Annotated in this window: 13 protein-coding genes; 6 read left to right on the top strand and 7 right to left on the bottom strand. The window is 67.4% G+C overall.

Annotated features, from left to right (window positions below; all coding sequences use genetic code 11):
- Nucleotides 1–114 precede the first annotated feature (114 nt).
- Nucleotides 115–990: a LysR family transcriptional regulator gene (locus AC5P6X_RS15570; RefSeq protein WP_049448320.1), complete on the bottom strand. Its 876-nt coding sequence runs from the start codon at nucleotides 988–990 to the stop codon at nucleotides 115–117.
- 102 nt (nucleotides 991–1,092) lie between these two features.
- Between AC5P6X_RS15570 and AC5P6X_RS15565 the strand changes: the two genes are divergently transcribed.
- Together AC5P6X_RS15565 and dbpA are read left to right on the top strand one after the other, a co-directional pair.
- Nucleotides 1,093–2,172 (top strand): YeiH family protein, encoded by a 1,080-nt coding sequence (locus tag AC5P6X_RS15565; protein ID WP_012479937.1) that lies wholly within the window; start codon nucleotides 1,093–1,095, stop codon nucleotides 2,170–2,172.
- A gap of 183 nt (nucleotides 2,173–2,355) precedes the next feature.
- On the top strand, nucleotides 2,356–3,732 hold the full coding sequence (dbpA, locus tag AC5P6X_RS15560; RefSeq protein ID WP_495215521.1) for an ATP-dependent RNA helicase DbpA: 1,377 nt from the start codon (nucleotides 2,356–2,358) through the stop codon (nucleotides 3,730–3,732).
- 174 nt (nucleotides 3,733–3,906) lie between these two features.
- Here dbpA and AC5P6X_RS15555 read toward each other — a convergent pair whose 3' ends face one another.
- The 4 genes from AC5P6X_RS15555 to AC5P6X_RS15540 form a co-directional block, all read right to left on the bottom strand.
- A complete protein-coding gene (locus AC5P6X_RS15555) occupies nucleotides 3,907–4,443 on the bottom strand; it encodes an adenine phosphoribosyltransferase (protein ID WP_005413028.1) in 537 nt (178 codons plus the stop codon).
- Between the two features lie 709 nt (nucleotides 4,444–5,152).
- The gene (locus AC5P6X_RS15550; protein WP_149500939.1) at nucleotides 5,153–6,718 is read right to left on the bottom strand and encodes a protein adenylyltransferase SelO; all 1,566 of its coding nucleotides are present in this window, start codon (nucleotides 6,716–6,718) and stop codon (nucleotides 5,153–5,155) included.
- Nucleotides 6,719–6,750: 32 nt separating this feature from the next.
- Nucleotides 6,751–7,440: a glutathione S-transferase family protein gene (locus AC5P6X_RS15545; RefSeq protein WP_149500938.1), complete on the bottom strand. Its 690-nt coding sequence runs from the start codon at nucleotides 7,438–7,440 to the stop codon at nucleotides 6,751–6,753.
- Nucleotides 7,441–7,623: 183 nt separating this feature from the next.
- Nucleotides 7,624–7,833, bottom strand: coding sequence for a cold-shock protein (locus AC5P6X_RS15540; RefSeq protein WP_004153307.1), 210 nt, complete (start codon nucleotides 7,831–7,833; stop codon nucleotides 7,624–7,626).
- 301 nt (nucleotides 7,834–8,134) lie between these two features.
- Between AC5P6X_RS15540 and AC5P6X_RS15535 the strand changes: the two genes are divergently transcribed.
- Nucleotides 8,135–8,623 carry a YaiI/YqxD family protein gene (locus AC5P6X_RS15535; protein WP_059034065.1) on the top strand — a complete coding sequence of 163 codons (489 nt, stop codon included), beginning with the start codon at nucleotides 8,135–8,137 and terminating at the stop codon, nucleotides 8,621–8,623.
- Nucleotides 8,624–8,629: 6 nt separating this feature from the next.
- Here the strand turns inward: AC5P6X_RS15535 and AC5P6X_RS15530 are convergent, their stop codons facing one another.
- Nucleotides 8,630–9,508: a pseudouridine synthase gene (locus AC5P6X_RS15530; RefSeq protein ID WP_088436122.1), complete on the bottom strand. Its 879-nt coding sequence runs from the start codon at nucleotides 9,506–9,508 to the stop codon at nucleotides 8,630–8,632.
- Nucleotides 9,509–9,633: 125 nt separating this feature from the next.
- On the opposite strand from AC5P6X_RS15530, the gene AC5P6X_RS15525 reads away from it, so the two are divergent.
- From AC5P6X_RS15525 to AC5P6X_RS15515, 3 genes are all read left to right on the top strand, one after another.
- Nucleotides 9,634–10,182 (top strand): YaeQ family protein, encoded by a 549-nt coding sequence (locus AC5P6X_RS15525; RefSeq protein ID WP_005409263.1) that lies wholly within the window; start codon nucleotides 9,634–9,636, stop codon nucleotides 10,180–10,182.
- Nucleotides 10,179–11,363, top strand: coding sequence for a BaiN/RdsA family NAD(P)/FAD-dependent oxidoreductase (locus tag AC5P6X_RS15520; protein ID WP_049449849.1), 1,185 nt, complete (start codon nucleotides 10,179–10,181; stop codon nucleotides 11,361–11,363). Before AC5P6X_RS15525 ends, AC5P6X_RS15520 begins: the two co-directional genes overlap by 4 nt.
- 91 nt (nucleotides 11,364–11,454) lie before the next feature.
- Nucleotides 11,455–13,524 carry an EAL domain-containing response regulator gene (locus tag AC5P6X_RS15515; protein WP_005413024.1) on the top strand — a complete coding sequence of 690 codons (2,070 nt, stop codon included), beginning with the start codon at nucleotides 11,455–11,457 and terminating at the stop codon, nucleotides 13,522–13,524.
- Nucleotides 13,525–13,630: 106 nt separating this feature from the next.
- Here AC5P6X_RS15515 and fabV read toward each other — a convergent pair whose 3' ends face one another.
- The gene (fabV, locus tag AC5P6X_RS15510; RefSeq protein ID WP_012479931.1) at nucleotides 13,631–14,890 is read right to left on the bottom strand and encodes an enoyl-ACP reductase FabV; all 1,260 of its coding nucleotides are present in this window, start codon (nucleotides 14,888–14,890) and stop codon (nucleotides 13,631–13,633) included.
- Nucleotides 14,891–15,255: the final 365 nt, after the last annotated feature.

The following is a 15,255-nucleotide window of genomic DNA, read 5'->3' as shown; positions in this document are numbered from 1 at the left end:
GCCATGCGTGGATGAGCGCTGCAAGGCCTGTCGATCTGTCGGGGTCGGATCCCGTTGCTGCGCAACGGGCTCTGACCCCTTCGTGGAATTCGCGCAGTGCAAGACCGATCCCTGCTACTCCACGTCCCCCAGCAACGCCTGCAACCCCGGCAGCCACTGCTTGCCGGGATGCCGTACCAGCCACAGCGTGCGCTGCAGGGCCGGCAGCGGGGTTTCGAGCACGCGCAGCCGGCCCAGCGCCAGCGGCTCTTCCAGCGCATGGCGTGACAGGCAGGCCAGCCCCAGGCCGGCGATGGCGGCCTGCTTGATTGCTTCGGTATTGCCCAGTTGCAGGGTCTGGGCGAAACCGCGCAGATGCGGCAGCAGCGCCTGTTCGACGGCTTCACGGGTGCCGGAACCCGGCTCGCGCAGCAGCCAGCGTGCGCGGCGCAGTTCGTCCAGCGACCAGCGGGCGGGGGCATCGGCGGCAGCCACGATCACCAGCGGGTCCTGCTGCCAGGCGGTCACCTGCAGGCCGCGTTCGTGGCACGGGCCTTCGATCAAGCCGGCGTCCACGTCCAGGCGCTGCACGGCAGCGACCACGCCGGCACTGTTGTCGATGCGCAGGTCGACCTCGGCCTGCGGCGCCTGCCGCAGCAGTTCGGCGATGCGTGGCGGCAGCAGGTAATTGCCGATGGTGGTACTGGCAGCCAGCACCAGCCGCAGCGGTGCCCCCTGCGACGGGTCGCCGCCGGCGGCCAGCTGACGCTCCAGGTCGGCGGCGTTGACCAGCAAGGTGCGCGCCGGCTCCAGCAGTGCGCGGCCGTGCCCGTTCAGCGCCAGGCGGCGGCCGATGCGGTCGAACAGCGGGGTGCCGAAGTGCGCCTCCAGCTCCTGCAGGGCGGCGCTGCTGGCCGACTGCGAGAGCGCAATGGCCTGGCCGGCAGCGGTGGTGCTGCCATGGTCGGCGATGGCGACGAAAACCTGTAGCTGGCGCAAGGTCAGGCGCATGGCACTTACCTTCTTGATGGGTAGGTTTCACCCATATTATTCGTTTTACAGGTCATCGTCCCGGGCGCACGCTTGCCCCATCACTCCAGCCCTGCCCCTGCCATGAATGCCCCTGCTCTCTCCCCCTGGTCCCTGCCCGCCCTGCGCCAACGCTGGCAGCCGCGTCTGCCCGGCCTTGTGCTGGTAGGCCTGATCGCGGCGGCGTCGCTGTATCTGGCCGAGCTTCCGTGGCTCCAGGCGCACGGCTTGAGCGCGCTGACCGTGGCGATCGTCGCCGGCATCGTGGTCGGCAACACCTTCTACCCGCGGCTGGCACCGGGCAGCGCGGCCGGTGTCGGCTTTTCCAAGCACTGGCTGCTGCGCGCCGGCATCGTGCTGTACGGGTTGCGCCTGACCTTCCAGGACATCGGCCATGTCGGCGTCACTGGCGTGCTGATGGACGTGCTGGTGGTTGCCAGCACCTTCGGCCTGGCTTGCTGGCTGGGCGTGCGCGTGTTCAAGATGGAGCGCGAGGCAGCCATGCTGATCGGCGCTGGCAGCGCGATCTGCGGTGCGGCAGCGGTGATGGCCGCCGAGCCGGTGGTGCGTGGCCGCGCTGCGCATGTCACCGTCGCGGTCTCGACGGTGGTGGTGTTCGGCACGCTGGCGATGTTCCTGTACCCGGCGCTGTATGCACTGGTGCAGTCGCACGGCTGGCTGGCAATGGACGCGCGGCAGTACGGCCTGTTTACCGGTGCCACGGTGCACGAAGTGGCACAGGTGGTGGCGGCCGGCCGTGCGGTCAACGAAGCGGCAGCTGACACGGCGGTGATCACCAAGATGGTCCGGGTGATGCTGCTGGCGCCGTTCCTGATCGCGCTGTCACTGTGGCTGGCCCGTGGCGGCAAGGCCAGCGCCGATGGCAGCAAGGCGCGCATCGTGGTGCCGTGGTTCGCGTTCGGTTTCGTGGCCGTGGCCGGTTTCAACTCGCTGCATCTGCTGCCGGCCGGCCTGCAGGCCGGGCTGGTGCAGCTGGACACGGTGCTGTTGGCGATGGCGATGGCCGCGCTGGGCCTGACCACCCACGTCTCGGCGCTGCGCCAGGCAGGCCTGAAGCCGCTGCTGCTGGCGCTGATCCTGTTCGCTTGGCTGCTGTTCGGTGGCCTGGCAATCCACCAGGGTGTGCTGGCGGTGCTGGGCTGATCAGGAGCGTGCCGACCAGGGTCGGCACCTGCCAGTAGATCCACGCCATGCGTGGATGCCCCCCGGTGTATTCACGCCATCCGTGGATGACGACTCCGACGGGGTCAAAGCCCTTTCTTGCGGAAAGGGATCCGTCCCCACCCCACTGGGCGGGACCGGCCGTGCAGGCAGGTACAATGTGCCATGACTGACTTCTCGACCCTGCCGCTGAGCCCGGCCCTGCAGCCCGGCCTGGATGCCCTCGGCTATACCACCCTCACCCCCGTGCAGGCGCAGAGCCTGCCGGCCATCCTGGATGGCCGCGATGTGATCGCACAGGCGCCGACCGGCAGCGGCAAGACCGCCGCCTTCGGCCTGGGCCTGCTGCAGGCCATCGACCCCAGCCTGATCCGCGTGCAGGCGCTGGTGCTGTGCCCGACCCGCGAACTGGCCGACCAGGTCGGCAAGCAGATCCGCAAGCTGGCCACCGGCATCCCCAACCTGAAGCTGTTGCTGCTGGTCGGCGGCGTGCCGCTGGGCCCGCAGCTGGCCTCGCTGGAAGGCCATGACCCGCACGTGGTGGTCGGCACGCCCGGCCGCGTGCAGGAGCTGGCACGCAAGCGCGCGCTGAATCTTGGCGCGGTGCGCACGCTGGTGCTGGACGAGGCCGACCGCATGCTCGACATGGGCTTCGAGGAGCCGATCCGCGAGATCGCCGGCCGCACCCACAGGGACCGCCAGAGCCTGCTGTTCTCGGCCACCTTCCCCGACAGCATCCGCGCCATGGCGCGTGACCTGCTGCGCGATGCGGTGGAAGTGACCGTGGAAGGCGCCGACCAGGCACCAGCCATCCGCCACCTGTTCTGCGAGGTGGAACCGGCGCATCGCCAGAAGGCGCTGGCCGGCCTGTTGCTGAAGTACACGCCGGAATCGGCGGTGGTGTTCTGCAACACCCGCAAGGATGTGGACGAAGTGGCCAACTCGCTACAGCAGTTCGGCTTCTCCGCACTGGCCCTGCATGGCGACATGGAGCAGCGCGACCGCGAGGAAGTGTTGTTGCTGCTGGCCAACCGCAGCTGCAACGTACTGGTGGCCAGCGACGTGGCCGCACGTGGCTTGGACGTGGAAGAGCTGGCGGCAGTGATCAATTACGAGCTTCCGACCGACGTGGAAAGCTACCAGCACCGCGTCGGCCGTACCGGCCGTGCCGGTGCCAGTGGCCTGGCGATCAGCCTGGTGGCCGGCCGCGAGAAGACCCGCGCCGAAGCCATCGAAGCGCAGATGGGGCAGCCGCTGGACTGGCAGAAGACGCCGCTGGCAACCTCGCGCCCGGCCGAACTGCCGCAGGCCGCGATGCGCACGCTGCGGATCGACGGTGGCAAGACCGACAAGCTGCGCCCAGGCGACATCCTCGGTGCGCTGACCGGTGATGCCGGCCTGTCGAGCAAGTTCATCGGCAAGATCGCGATCTTCCCGACCCGCTCCTACGTGGCGATCGCGCGCCAGCAGGCCAACAAGGCCGTGGCGAAACTGGAAGCCGGCAAGATCAAGGGCCGTCGTTTCCGCGTGCGGATGATGTGATTGAAGCAGCGTTGCCAACCACGGTTGGCAATGATCTGACCTGGTAGTGGCCAACCTTGGTTGGCCCATCCGTGGCGTCAATCGCGAAAAGCGCTGCCAACCAAGGTTGGCAACTACCGGTTCCCGGCCATTCGCTCTGGTAGATGCCAACCTTGGTTGGCACCTGCCCTTCGATCAGAACACCAGTTCGGTGTGCAGCGGCAGATCCGATTCCCAGCGGGCGCGACCACCCAGGCCGTCCAGTTCGACCAGTACGCCGGCACCGACCACGTCAACGCCCAGGCGGCGCACCAGCGACAGCGCAGCGACCAGCGTGCCGCCGGTGGCCAGCACGTCGTCGATGATCGCCACGCGGGCCCCGGCCGGCAGCGCGTCGGCGTGCACTTCGATGCAGTCACTGCGGTATTCCAGCGTGTATTCCTCGCGCAGCACCTGTCCCGGCAGCTTGCCCGGCTTGCGCACCGGCACGAAGCCCACGCCCAGTTCCAGCGCCATCGCGGCGCCGAGGATGAAGCCACGCGATTCGATACCGATCACCGCGTCCAGCTTCTGGTCGCGCCAACGGTCGGCCATCGCGGTGATGGCACCGCGGAAGTCCTCGCCATGGGCGAGCAGCGGCATGATGTCCTTGAAGAGGATGCCGGGCTTGGGGAAGTCGGCGATGTCGCGCAGTCGGGAGGCCCACTGCGGAGCGACGAGGGCGTCGGTCATGTCACATTGGCTATCTGATGGCGGCATAGGGTACCTGTTCCGGGCGCCGCCTGCCTGTTGGGGGTGTTCGGCCGGGCTGCGCCCAGCGCCTGCGGTAGTGCCGGCCGCTGGCCGGCAACCTCAACGGCAACAGCAACAGCAAAGGCAACAGCGGGTTTCCTGTGGGATGGCGGGGTGGGTCCGGTTGCGGGAGACGCCGTAGACCCATCCATGGGGGCTTGGCCGCGGCTTGCTCGTGTGCGCTGTCCTGCGCACACGGCAAGACCGGGGTTGGGCGTCCTGCCCAACCCGCCCGAGGCATGCCTCGGGCCCATGCCGCGGACACTCCCGCAACCGGACCCACCCCGCCTTCGACAGTTTCCTGCGATCTGTCGTAGATCCACGCCATGCGTGGATGAATCTCTATCGAAATCGAACATTTCGAGAATTGAACGAAGAGCATCCACGCATGGCGTGGATCTACCGTGTCGACCAAGGTCGACACCTACCCACAGCCGCGGGAATCTGTCGGAGGTGGGGCGGTGTGGGGCTGCAGGACCGTTGGCGCCATGGATGGCGCCATCGAGCCCCCATGGACGGGTTTACGGCGTGTCCTGCAGCCCCACACCGTCCCGCCAGACCATCAGCAATCCAGAGCCGCTTTGGCTTTGGCCGTTGCTTGCGCGGTGGCCTCTGCAGGTGCAGGGCGCAGCCCTGCCGAAACCCACCCTCAGGAACTGCAGGACAGCATCGAGCAGCCAGCGCGGTTGTCTGCCCACGCCGGGCGCTTGCCGGCGAAGTGTTCCAGCCCCGCACGCTCGGTGTATGGATCGCGCAGCACGTCCTGCAGTGCGTGAACACCGCCGAGGTCACCCTGCTCTGCGCGGTCGATCGCCTCCTGGGCCAGCCAGTTGCGCAGCACATACAGCGGATTGGCTTTGGCCATCTTCGCCGCGCGCTCACTGGCCGAAAGTGGATCGGCCTGCAACCGCGCCGCGTAGTCCTGCAGCCACTGCTGCAACGGCGCCTGCACCGCCTGCTGGCGCGACTCGTCGTAGTACACCGCATCCAGCACGCCCACGCCTGGCGCCGCTGGATCAACCCGCATCAGCGCACGCCAGGCCAGGGTCATATCCATGCCGCCGTCCTGCATCAGCTGCTGCCAGCGCTGGTAGAGCCCCAGGTCGTCATCGTCGGCGGCGGCCAGGCCCAGCTTGGCTGCGGCATCGCGTCGGGTGCAGGCCACGAAGGTGGACTGGTAGGCCGCCAGACCGGCCTGCAGCTGCGCCACATCGGCAAACAACGGCGACAGCGCCTGCGCCAACCGGCTCAGGTTCCAGTACGCCACCTGCGGCTGGGTACCGAAACGATAACGGCGGCCCTGCGCGTCGGTGGTGTTCGGCGTCCAGTCCGGGTCGAAGTCCTCGACCCAGCCGTAAGGACCGTAATCGAGCGTGAGGCCGAGCACGGACAGGTTGTCGGTGTTCATCACGCCATGCACGAAACCGACGCGCATCCAGTGCGCGATCATCTCGGCAGTGCGCACCGCGATCTGCGCGAACCAGTCGCCGTACAGCGCCTCACCCTGCCCTTCGAGCTCCGGAAAGTCGCGGGCGATGCACGCGTCGACCAGCTGCCGCAACAAGGCAGTTTCGCCGCGTGACGCTGGCAGTTCGAATGAACCAAAGCGCAGGAACGAGGGCGATACCCGGCACACGATGGCGCCGGGCTCGGCACGCGGGTGGCCGTCGTAGAACATGTCGCGTACCACGTCTTCGCCGGTGCCGACCAGCGACAGCGCGCGCGTGGTCGGTACGCTCAGGTGATGCATCGCTTCGCTGCACAGGAATTCACGGATGGATGAGCGCAGCACTGCGCGGCCATCAGCACCCCGCGAATACGGCGTGGGACCGGCACCCTTCAGCTGCAGTTCCCAATGACGGCCATCCGGTGCGACCAGTTCGCCCAGCGAGATCGCGCGGCCGTCGCCGAGCTGGCCCGCCCAGTGGCCGAACTGATGGCCACCGTAATTGGCCGCCCACGGCTGCATGCCGGCGTACAGCGCATTGCCGCCGAACACCCGCGCGAAGCCTTCGCTTTCGACTTCAGCGGTATCGAAGCCGAGCATCGCGGCGACGTCCGGCGCCCAAGCCAGCAGCGTAGGCGCCGTCACTGGAGTCGGCATCACCGGCGACCAGGCCGCGCCCAGCACTTCGCGGCGGCGCGGGCCGGATTCGGGGTCGCCCGGCAGGGTGTGCAGCAGGCGGTTGTCGAAACGGGGGCTGTCGGTATCCATGGTGCTGAAGATGGGGATGACCGCCGCCCGCCTCAATTGCCGCTGAGCGCCTGCAGATGACCGCCGTGGGCCTCGGCACGCTGGTAGGCCGGGCGCTCGCCGATACGCTTGAGGAAGCCACGCAGCGCCGGCTTGTCGTCGAGGCCACCGCCGCGCGCGGCGGCCGCCTGGATCGGGAAGCTCATCTGGATGTCGGCCGCACTGAAGCGCTCGCCAGCGAACCACGGGCTTTCGGCCAGACGGCGCTCCATCCAGTCCAGGTGCAGTCGTCGCTGCGGGCCGATGAAGCCGTGCTCGGCCTTGTCGGCAATGCTGCGCGCGATCGGGCGGGCGAAGAACGGCATCGACGCGTTGCGGATGCGGCCCATCACCAGAGTCAGCAGCAGCGGCGGCATCGCCGAACCTTCGGCGTAGTGCAGCCAGTAGCGGTAGGCGATGCGCTCGGCACCATCGGCCGGCATCGGCGACGGCGACAGCTGGCGCTGGGTGTCGTAGCGGTCCGCGAGGTAGTCGAGGATCGCGCCGGACTCGGCCAGTACCAGCTCGCCATCCTGCAGTACCGGCGACTTGCCCAGCGGATGCACGTTGCGCAGTTCCGGCGGTGCCAGCAGCGTCTTCGGGTCACGCGGATAACGGCGCAGTTCGTAGTCCAGCCCCAGCTCCTCCAGCATCCACAGCACACGCAGGGAACGGGAGTTTTCCAGGTGATGGACGATACGCATGGGGGTGATCCTTGGGGAGGAATTTCATCCTACCGCGCAGAGTGCATGCCGCTTGTAGAGTCGAGCTTGCGCGACTGTCGTTGAAATCAGTCGAGCAAGCTCGACTCTACAAAACGGCAGGCAATAAAAAACGCCGGAAGCTTTCGCTTCCGGCGTTCTGGCTACCAAACGGTAGCAGACGGATTAGACCGCCTGCACCTGGTCAGCCTGCATACCCTTCTGACCCTGGACGGCGATGAAGGTAACCTTCTGGCCTTCCTGCAGGGTCTTGAAGCCGGTGCCCTGGATGGCACGGAAGTGCACAAACAGGTCCGGGCCGCTTTCCGGGGTGATGAAGCCGAAGCCCTTGGCGTCGTTGAACCACTTGACGGTGCCGGTCTGACGATCAGACATTTGACTAACTCCTGAAACACATGTTGAAAAAATCGCAGCCACCGGGTATCGGGGCCGAGACTGAGTTGCAGGCGTTGGTAAAGCGGATCGATGAGCGGATCGTGAGATCAACTGCACCAGGCCACGATTCACGGTGACCCTAGCAAACACAGTGGGACGAACGATACGCGTGTTTTCTGCAAAAAGCGATAGCCCGGACGTTCATCGGCTGGCCCCGCCCGCTAGACGTGACAAGGGCTGGCAGCCGATCGAGGCTAACCCCGAGTCCCCATTCAGGATTTTCCTACCCTACACTGGGTAAATGACTGAAGCTGAAACCCAAGCTGAACCCGCCCTCCCCCGTATCTGGGTGGACGCGGACGCCTGCCCCACCGTCATTCGCGACATCCTGTTCCGTGCCGCTGAACGCGTTGGGATCGAGCTGACCTTGGTTGCCAACCAGTGGATCCGGACCCCGCCCTCACGCTGGCTGCGCTCGATCCAGGTGCCCCAGGGCCTGGACGTGGCCGACAGCGCCATCGTCGAACGGGTCGCCGCCGGAGACCTGGTCGTCACCCAGGACATCCCGCTGGCCGCGCTGGTGCTGGAGAAGAAGGCCGTGGCGCTGAACCCGCGCGGCCAGCTGTACACCCCGAACAACATGGCCGAGCGGCTGTCGATGCGCAATTTCATGGAAGAACTGCGCGGCGCCGGGGTGCAGACCGGGGGCCCGCCACCGCTGGGCCCGCGCGACCGGCAGCTGTTCGCGGCCGAGCTGGACCGCTGGCTGGCCCGACGCCCGGCTCGCTGACCCGCGCTAGCCGCCCTGCTCCATTCGGCACAGGCGGCGCTGGCTGCTGAACCGCCGCGGTTCCCCGGTCAGCGGATCATCGAAGGCCAGCACCTGTGCCAGCAGCTGCAGTGCAGGCTCGGCGCTGCCCTCCGGCCGCGACTGCAGCTGCGGGTAAAGGTCGTCGCCCTCGATCGGTGCGCCCAGCGCGGCCATATGCACGCGCAGCTGGTGCTTGCGACCGGTTTCCGGCTTCAGCCGGTAGCGCCAGACCGGCCCTTCGGCCTCGATCGGCTCGATCAGGCTGCGCGCATTGGGCTCGCCCGGCACTTCGGCCATGCGGAAGAACGGCTCCCCCGGCACCAGACGGCTGTCCCGCTGCAACGGAAACGCCAGCCCGGGCAGCGCCGGTGCCAGCGCCTCATAGGTCTTCTCGATGCGCCGCTCGCGGAACAGCCGCTGATAGGCATCGCGCGTGGCCGCCTGGGTCGAGAACAGCACCAGGCCGGCGGTCAGCCGATCCAAGCGGTGCAACGGCGCCAGTTCGGTGTTGCCGGTGCGTGCGACCAGGCGCGACAGCAGGGTTTCGCGCACATACCCACCGGCCGGCGTTACCGGCAGGAAGTGCGGCTTGTCGGCCACCAGCAGGTGCGCATCCAGATGCAGGATGGTCTCGGCGAAGGGAATCACCGGCTCGTCGGCAACCTCGCGGAAGTACTGGATTTCCAGCCCCACCTGCCAGGGCATGTCCGGCGCCAGTGCCCTGCCCTGCGCATCCTGCACACGGCCTCGGGCGAAGCGGTCCTGCCATTGCGCGCGACCGATGCGCGGGAAACGCGCGCACAGGCCATCGAGCAGGCTGGGCCAGTGGCCGGGGGGCAGCTGCAGGTGGCTGGGCAGGGTCATGGCGTCCATTCCGGCCACGGGAAAGAGCGCCAAGAGTGCCACCGTTGACGCTGCGCAGACAGCCCGGCAACGGACACCCTTGGAGCAAACCTCTATCATTGACGTCTTTAGTCCACGGATCCCCCATGGCTCTTACCGCCACCATCCGCAAGGCCGAACTGCAGATCAGCGACATGGATCGCGGCTACTACGCGACCCACAACCTGACCTTGGCCCAGCACCCGTCCGAGACCGACGAACGACTGATGGTGCGCCTGCTCGCCTTCGCGCTGAACGCCGGCGACCGCCTGGAATTCGGCCGCGGCCTGAGTACCGACGATGAGCCGGACCTGTGGGAACACGACTACACCGGCGACATCCTGCAATGGATCGACCTGGGCCATCCCGACGAATCCCGCATCCGCAAGGCCAGCAACCGCAGCCGACAGGTGCAGGTGGTCAATTACGGCGGCAACGCCTCGGAGATCTGGTGGGGCAAGCAGGGCAAGGGCCTGGCGCGCTTCGACAACCTGTCGGTGGTTGACCTCGATGGTGCCTTCGTCGAACTGTGGGGCCAGCAGATCCAGCGCGCGATGCGCTGGAGCGTGCTGATCCAGGACGGTGAAGTGCAGCTGCTCAACGATCAGATGCAGCTCGACGTGGTCCCGAACTGGCGCAAGCGCGCCAAGGCATGAGCACGATCCGTTGCGACGTGGTGGTCATCGGCGCCGGCGCGGCCGGGCTGATGACCGCGATCACGGCTGGCCAGCGCGGCCGCCAGGTGCAGGTGATCGACCATGCCAACAAGGTCGGCAAGAAGATCCTGATGTCCGGCGGTGGCCGCTGCAACTTCACCAACACCGGCACCACCCCGGCCAACTTCCTGTCGGCCAACCCGCACTTCTGCAAATCGGCGCTGGCGCGCTACACGCCCTGGCACTTCATCGAGCTGGTCAGCAAGCACGGCATCGCCTATCACGAAAAGGAGCTGGGCCAGCTGTTCTGCGACATCTCGTCCAAGCAGATCGTGAAGATGCTGGTGGACGAATGCCAGGCGGCCGGCGCGCAGATCCGCACCGGGTGCAGCGTGCAGCGCATCGAGCACGGCAGCGACGGTTTCCGCGTGCACACCACCCATGGCCTGTTCCACAGCGCCTCGCTGGTGGTGGCCACCGGCGGCCTGTCGATTCCGAGCATGGGCGCCACCGGCTTTGGCTACGAGATTGCCCGCCAGTTCGGCCATCAGGTGCTGCCGACCCGCGCCGGGCTGGTGCCGCTGACACTCAGCGGCAAGCACCAGGAACGGCTGGCTGATCTGAGTGGTGTCGCCCTGCCGATCGAGGCGCGCTGCAACGGCAAGAGCTTCCAGAACTTCATGCTGCTGACCCATCGCGGCGTGAGCGGCCCGGCGATCCTGCAGATCTCCTCGTTCTGGCAACCCGGCGATGCGCTGGAGCTGGACCTGCTGCCCGGCCAGGATGCCGGCGAGTGGCTGCGCCAGATGAAGCGCGAGCGCCCGGCCGCCGAGCTGCGCACGGTGCTGGCCGAGGTACTGCCGAAGCGGCTGGCGCAGCGCCTGTGCGAGCACTGGCTGCCCGACCGGCCCGTGCGCCAGCTGGACGAGCCGGTGCTGCGCCAGGCCGCGCAGCTGCTGGGCGCGTTCCCGCTGGTGGCCAGCGGCACCGAGGGCTATCGCACCGCCGAAGTCACCCTGGGCGGCGTGGATACCGCTGAGGTGTCGTCCTCGACGATGGAATCCAAGCGCGTACCCGGCCTGCATTTCGTCGGCGAGGTGCTGGATGTGACCGGCTGGCTGGGCGGCTACAACTTCCAGTGGGCCTGGGCCAGCGGCCACGCGGCCGGTGGCGTGGTGTGAACCAGATCGCCGTTCGATGCGTGCAAGGGGCGCGCGCATGGACGGTTCGCCGCGCATCGTGTATCTAGATTCGCAGATTGGGGAGCAGTGCATGCAGAACGCGAACGACATCACCATCCGCCTGCTGATCGTCGATGACAGCGGCGAGAATGCCGAAGCCATTGTCAGCACGCTGCGCAACAGCGGCATCGCGGTGCGCCCTTGGCGTCCACAGGATGCGGCCGAGCTGTCCCAGGTGCTGTCCAGCCAGGCCATCGACCTGGTGCTGGCGTCCCCCTCGCAGGGCATCCCGCTGCCGCTGGTGGCCCAGCACATCGCCGCCAGCGGCAAGGACATTCCGCTGGTGCTGCTGGCCGATCGCATCGACGAGGACGAGCTGGTGCAGGCCAGCAGCCACGGCATCCGTGCCCTCGCCCTGCGCCAGCGCTCCGAGCATCTGTTGGCCGTGGTCCGCGACCAATGGGTGGACCTGCAGGCCCGTCGCGGCCTGCGCCGCATCGAGGCGCAGATGCGCGAGACCGAGCGCCGCTGCGATGCGCTGATCGCCTCTTCGCGCGATCCCATCGCCTACGTGCACGAAGGCATGCACATCCGTGCCAACGATGCCTACCTGGAAATGTTCGGCTACGAGCAGTTCGACGACATCGAAGGCATCTCGCTGCTGGACATGGTCGCCGCGCAGCATGTGGAAGGCTTCAAGCAGCTGCTGAAGGGCCTGAGCCGTGGCGAGGCGCCGCCGCCGCAGTACCAGCTCGATGCCCGCCACGAGGATGGCAGTACGTTCGCGGCAACCATGGAATTCACCGCTGCCACCTACGAAGGCGAATCCTGCCTGCAGGTGGTGCTTCGCCGCCGCATGGAGTTCGATCCGGAGCTGGCCCGCGAGGTCGAGGACCTGCGCCAGCGCGATCAGGTCACGGGCCTGCTCAACCGCCCGACCTTCATGCTGCAGCTGGAAAGCGCAGTGGCACAGGCCGGGCGCAGCGAAGGCCAGTTCGGCCTGCTGCTGATCGAGCCGGACCACTACGCGCGCCTGCTCCCGGACATCGGCCTGGCCTCGGCCGACGCGCTGATCGGCGCCCTTGCCGGCCTGCTGGCCGAGGTCGTTGGCGAGGACGCGCAGCTGGCCCGCTTCGGCGAACACAATTTCGCCGTGCTGCAGGCCGGGCCCTACGCGCAGACCGTGGCACTGGCCGAGCGCATCCGCGAAGCGTATGCAGCGCATGTGTTCAGCATCGGCGCGCGCTCGGCTACGGTGACGGTCAGCATCGGTGGCGTGCAGGTGGGCGAGAAGATCGCCAGCATCGGCCAGGTGCTCGCACGCGCCAGCGAGTGCACGCATGCCGCCGCCGAACTGGGCAATACCTGCCGCATCTTCGACCCGGCTGCGGCCGACCGCGTCGAGGAAGAACGCGTGCTGCGCTGGGTCACCCGTATCCGTGAAGCACTGGCCGGCGACGGCTTCCAGCTGCACTACCAGCCGGTGCTGAACCTGCAGGGCGAGCCGCTGGAGCTGTACGAGGCCTACCTGCGCCTGGAGCACAACGGCGAACTGCTGAGCCCGACCGCGTTCCTGGGCATCGCCGAGGAGTACGGCCTGCTGGCGGAGATCAACCGCTGGGTGGTTTCGCAGGCCATCGCCGTACTGGGTCAGCGCGCACGCCAGGGCCACGCCACCCAGGTACTGGTGAAGGTGACGCCGGAATCGTTCGACGACCCAGAGATGATCGCCACCCTGCGGCGCGAGCTGCAGGCGCAGGGCGTGCCCGGCGAACGGCTGTGGCTGCATGCGCCGGAAGCGAAGGTGTTCACCCACCTGCGCAGTGCGCAGCAGTTCCTTGCCGAAGTGGCGCCACTGGGCTGCCGCATCGGGCTGGAGCAGTTCGGTTCGGGATTGGACTCGTTCCAGCTGCTCGCCCACTTCCAGCCGCAGTTCCTCAAGCTGGACCGCGGTTTCACCAGCGATCTGGCGGCCACCCGCGAGAACATCGACCGCATCAGCCAGATCACCGCACGCGCGCAGGAGGCCGGCATCCGCACCATCGCCGAGTTCGTCAGCGACGCCAATTCGATGACCCTGCTGTTCAGTGCCGGCGTGGATTACGTGCAGGGCGACTTCGTCGGCCCGGCGCTGCCGGAGATGGGGTTCGAGTTCGGGTGACCGCGGTAGTGCCGGCCGCTGGCCGGCGTCCTTGGTCCCCAGGGTTGCCGGCCAGCGGCCGGCCCCACCAAAAGAGAAGGCCGGCTTTCGCCGGCCTTTTCATTGATCAGGTCATGTCGACCAGATTGTCGATCTTCACGTCCGGATTGACGTCGGCCTCGTAGTCGACACCCTCCACGCCAAAACCGAACAGGCGCAGGAAGTCGGCCTTGTAGCCGGCCAGGTCGCTGATCTCGTACAGGTTCTCATTGGTGACCTGCGGCCACAGCGCGACCACCTTGCCCTGCACGTCTGCCGCCATTTCCTTGTAGTCGGCACGCAGGCGGCCTTCCTCGTCGACCAGCGCGACGGTATGGCCATCGCCATCGACCAGATCGTGGCGCAGGCGATCGATCGCCACGCCGTCGGCCTTGCCGCCGTAGAGGATGTCGTACAGCACGTCCAGCTGCTCGATGCAGCCTTCGTGGGTGCCCTTTTCCTTCATCACCTTGAACAGCAGCGACAGGTAGAGCGGCATGGTCGGAATGGCCGAGCTGGCCTGTGTAACCACGGCCTTCAGCACCGACACGCGCGCGTCGCCGCCGATTTTCGCCAGCTTTTCGCGCAGGCCCAGCACCTTGGTGTCCAGGTCCTTCTTGGCGGCGCCGATCGAGCCGTTCCAGTAGATCGCCTGGGTGATCTCTTCGCCCACGTAGGTGAAGGCCGTGGTGGTGCAGCCGTTGGCCAGCACGCCGGCGTCGGCCAGCGCGTCGATCCACATCTGCCAGTCTTCGCCACCCATCACCGCGACGGTGCCAGCGATCTCTTCCGGGGTAGCCGGCTGCAGGGTGGTTTCCGTGATTACTTCCTTGTCGGTATCCAGGCCGCGCAGGGTGATCGGCTCGCCGATCGGCTTCAGCGTGGAGCTGATGACTTCACCGGTCTTGGGGTGCTTGCGACGCGGCGCCGCCAAGCTGTAGACGACCTGGTCGACCTGGCCGAGATCGGCCTTGATCATTTCGATGGTCTTCGCCTTCACTTCATCGGAGAAGGCATCGCCGTTGATGCTCTTGGCGTACAGGCCGGCTTCGTCGGCGTACTTGTGGAACGCGGCCGAGTTGTACCAGCCCGCGGTGCCCGGCTTGGATTCGGTACCCGGGCGCTCGAAGAAGATGCCCAGGGTCGCGGCGCCGCTGCCGAAGGCAGCGGTGATGCGCGCGGCCAGGCCGTAGCCGGTGGAGGCGCCGATCACCAGCACGCGCTTGGGGCCGTTCTGGATCGGCGGACGCGCGCGGATGTAGTCGATCTGCTGCTTGACCGCGGCTTCGCAGCCGGTCGGGTGGGTGGTGACGCAGATGAAGCCGCGGACGCGCGGTTTGATGACCATGGATACCTCGGGTTGGCAGATGCGGCGCACGGGGCGCTCAGCAGGAATACGGGTGCGCGCCTGCGCGCGCGAACCGCAGGATCGTAGTGCGCGGGGGCCGAATGCACAACCGACGCTGGCGTAGGGTGGTGCTTGTTTTGCAGGATTGCACCCTGCACCTGCGGTAGTGCCGGCCGCTGGCCGGCAACCTCAACAGCAACGTCAAAAGCTGGGTTCCTGTGGGTTGGCGGGGTGGGTCCGGTTGCGGGGGGCGCTGCAAGTCCCCCTCCGGGGCCCGGCCCAGCCGCTGGCGGCTGTGCGTTCGGGCGCTTGCGAAGCAGTGCTTCGCAAGCAAAGCGCCCTCACCCATGTAAGCTCGGTCGCCG

The organism is Stenotrophomonas sp. YJH_SMC_40 (genome assembly GCF_059368615.1).
The sequence above is the reverse complement of the archived record's forward strand: the minus strand, read 5'-3'. Positions and strand labels throughout refer to the sequence as shown.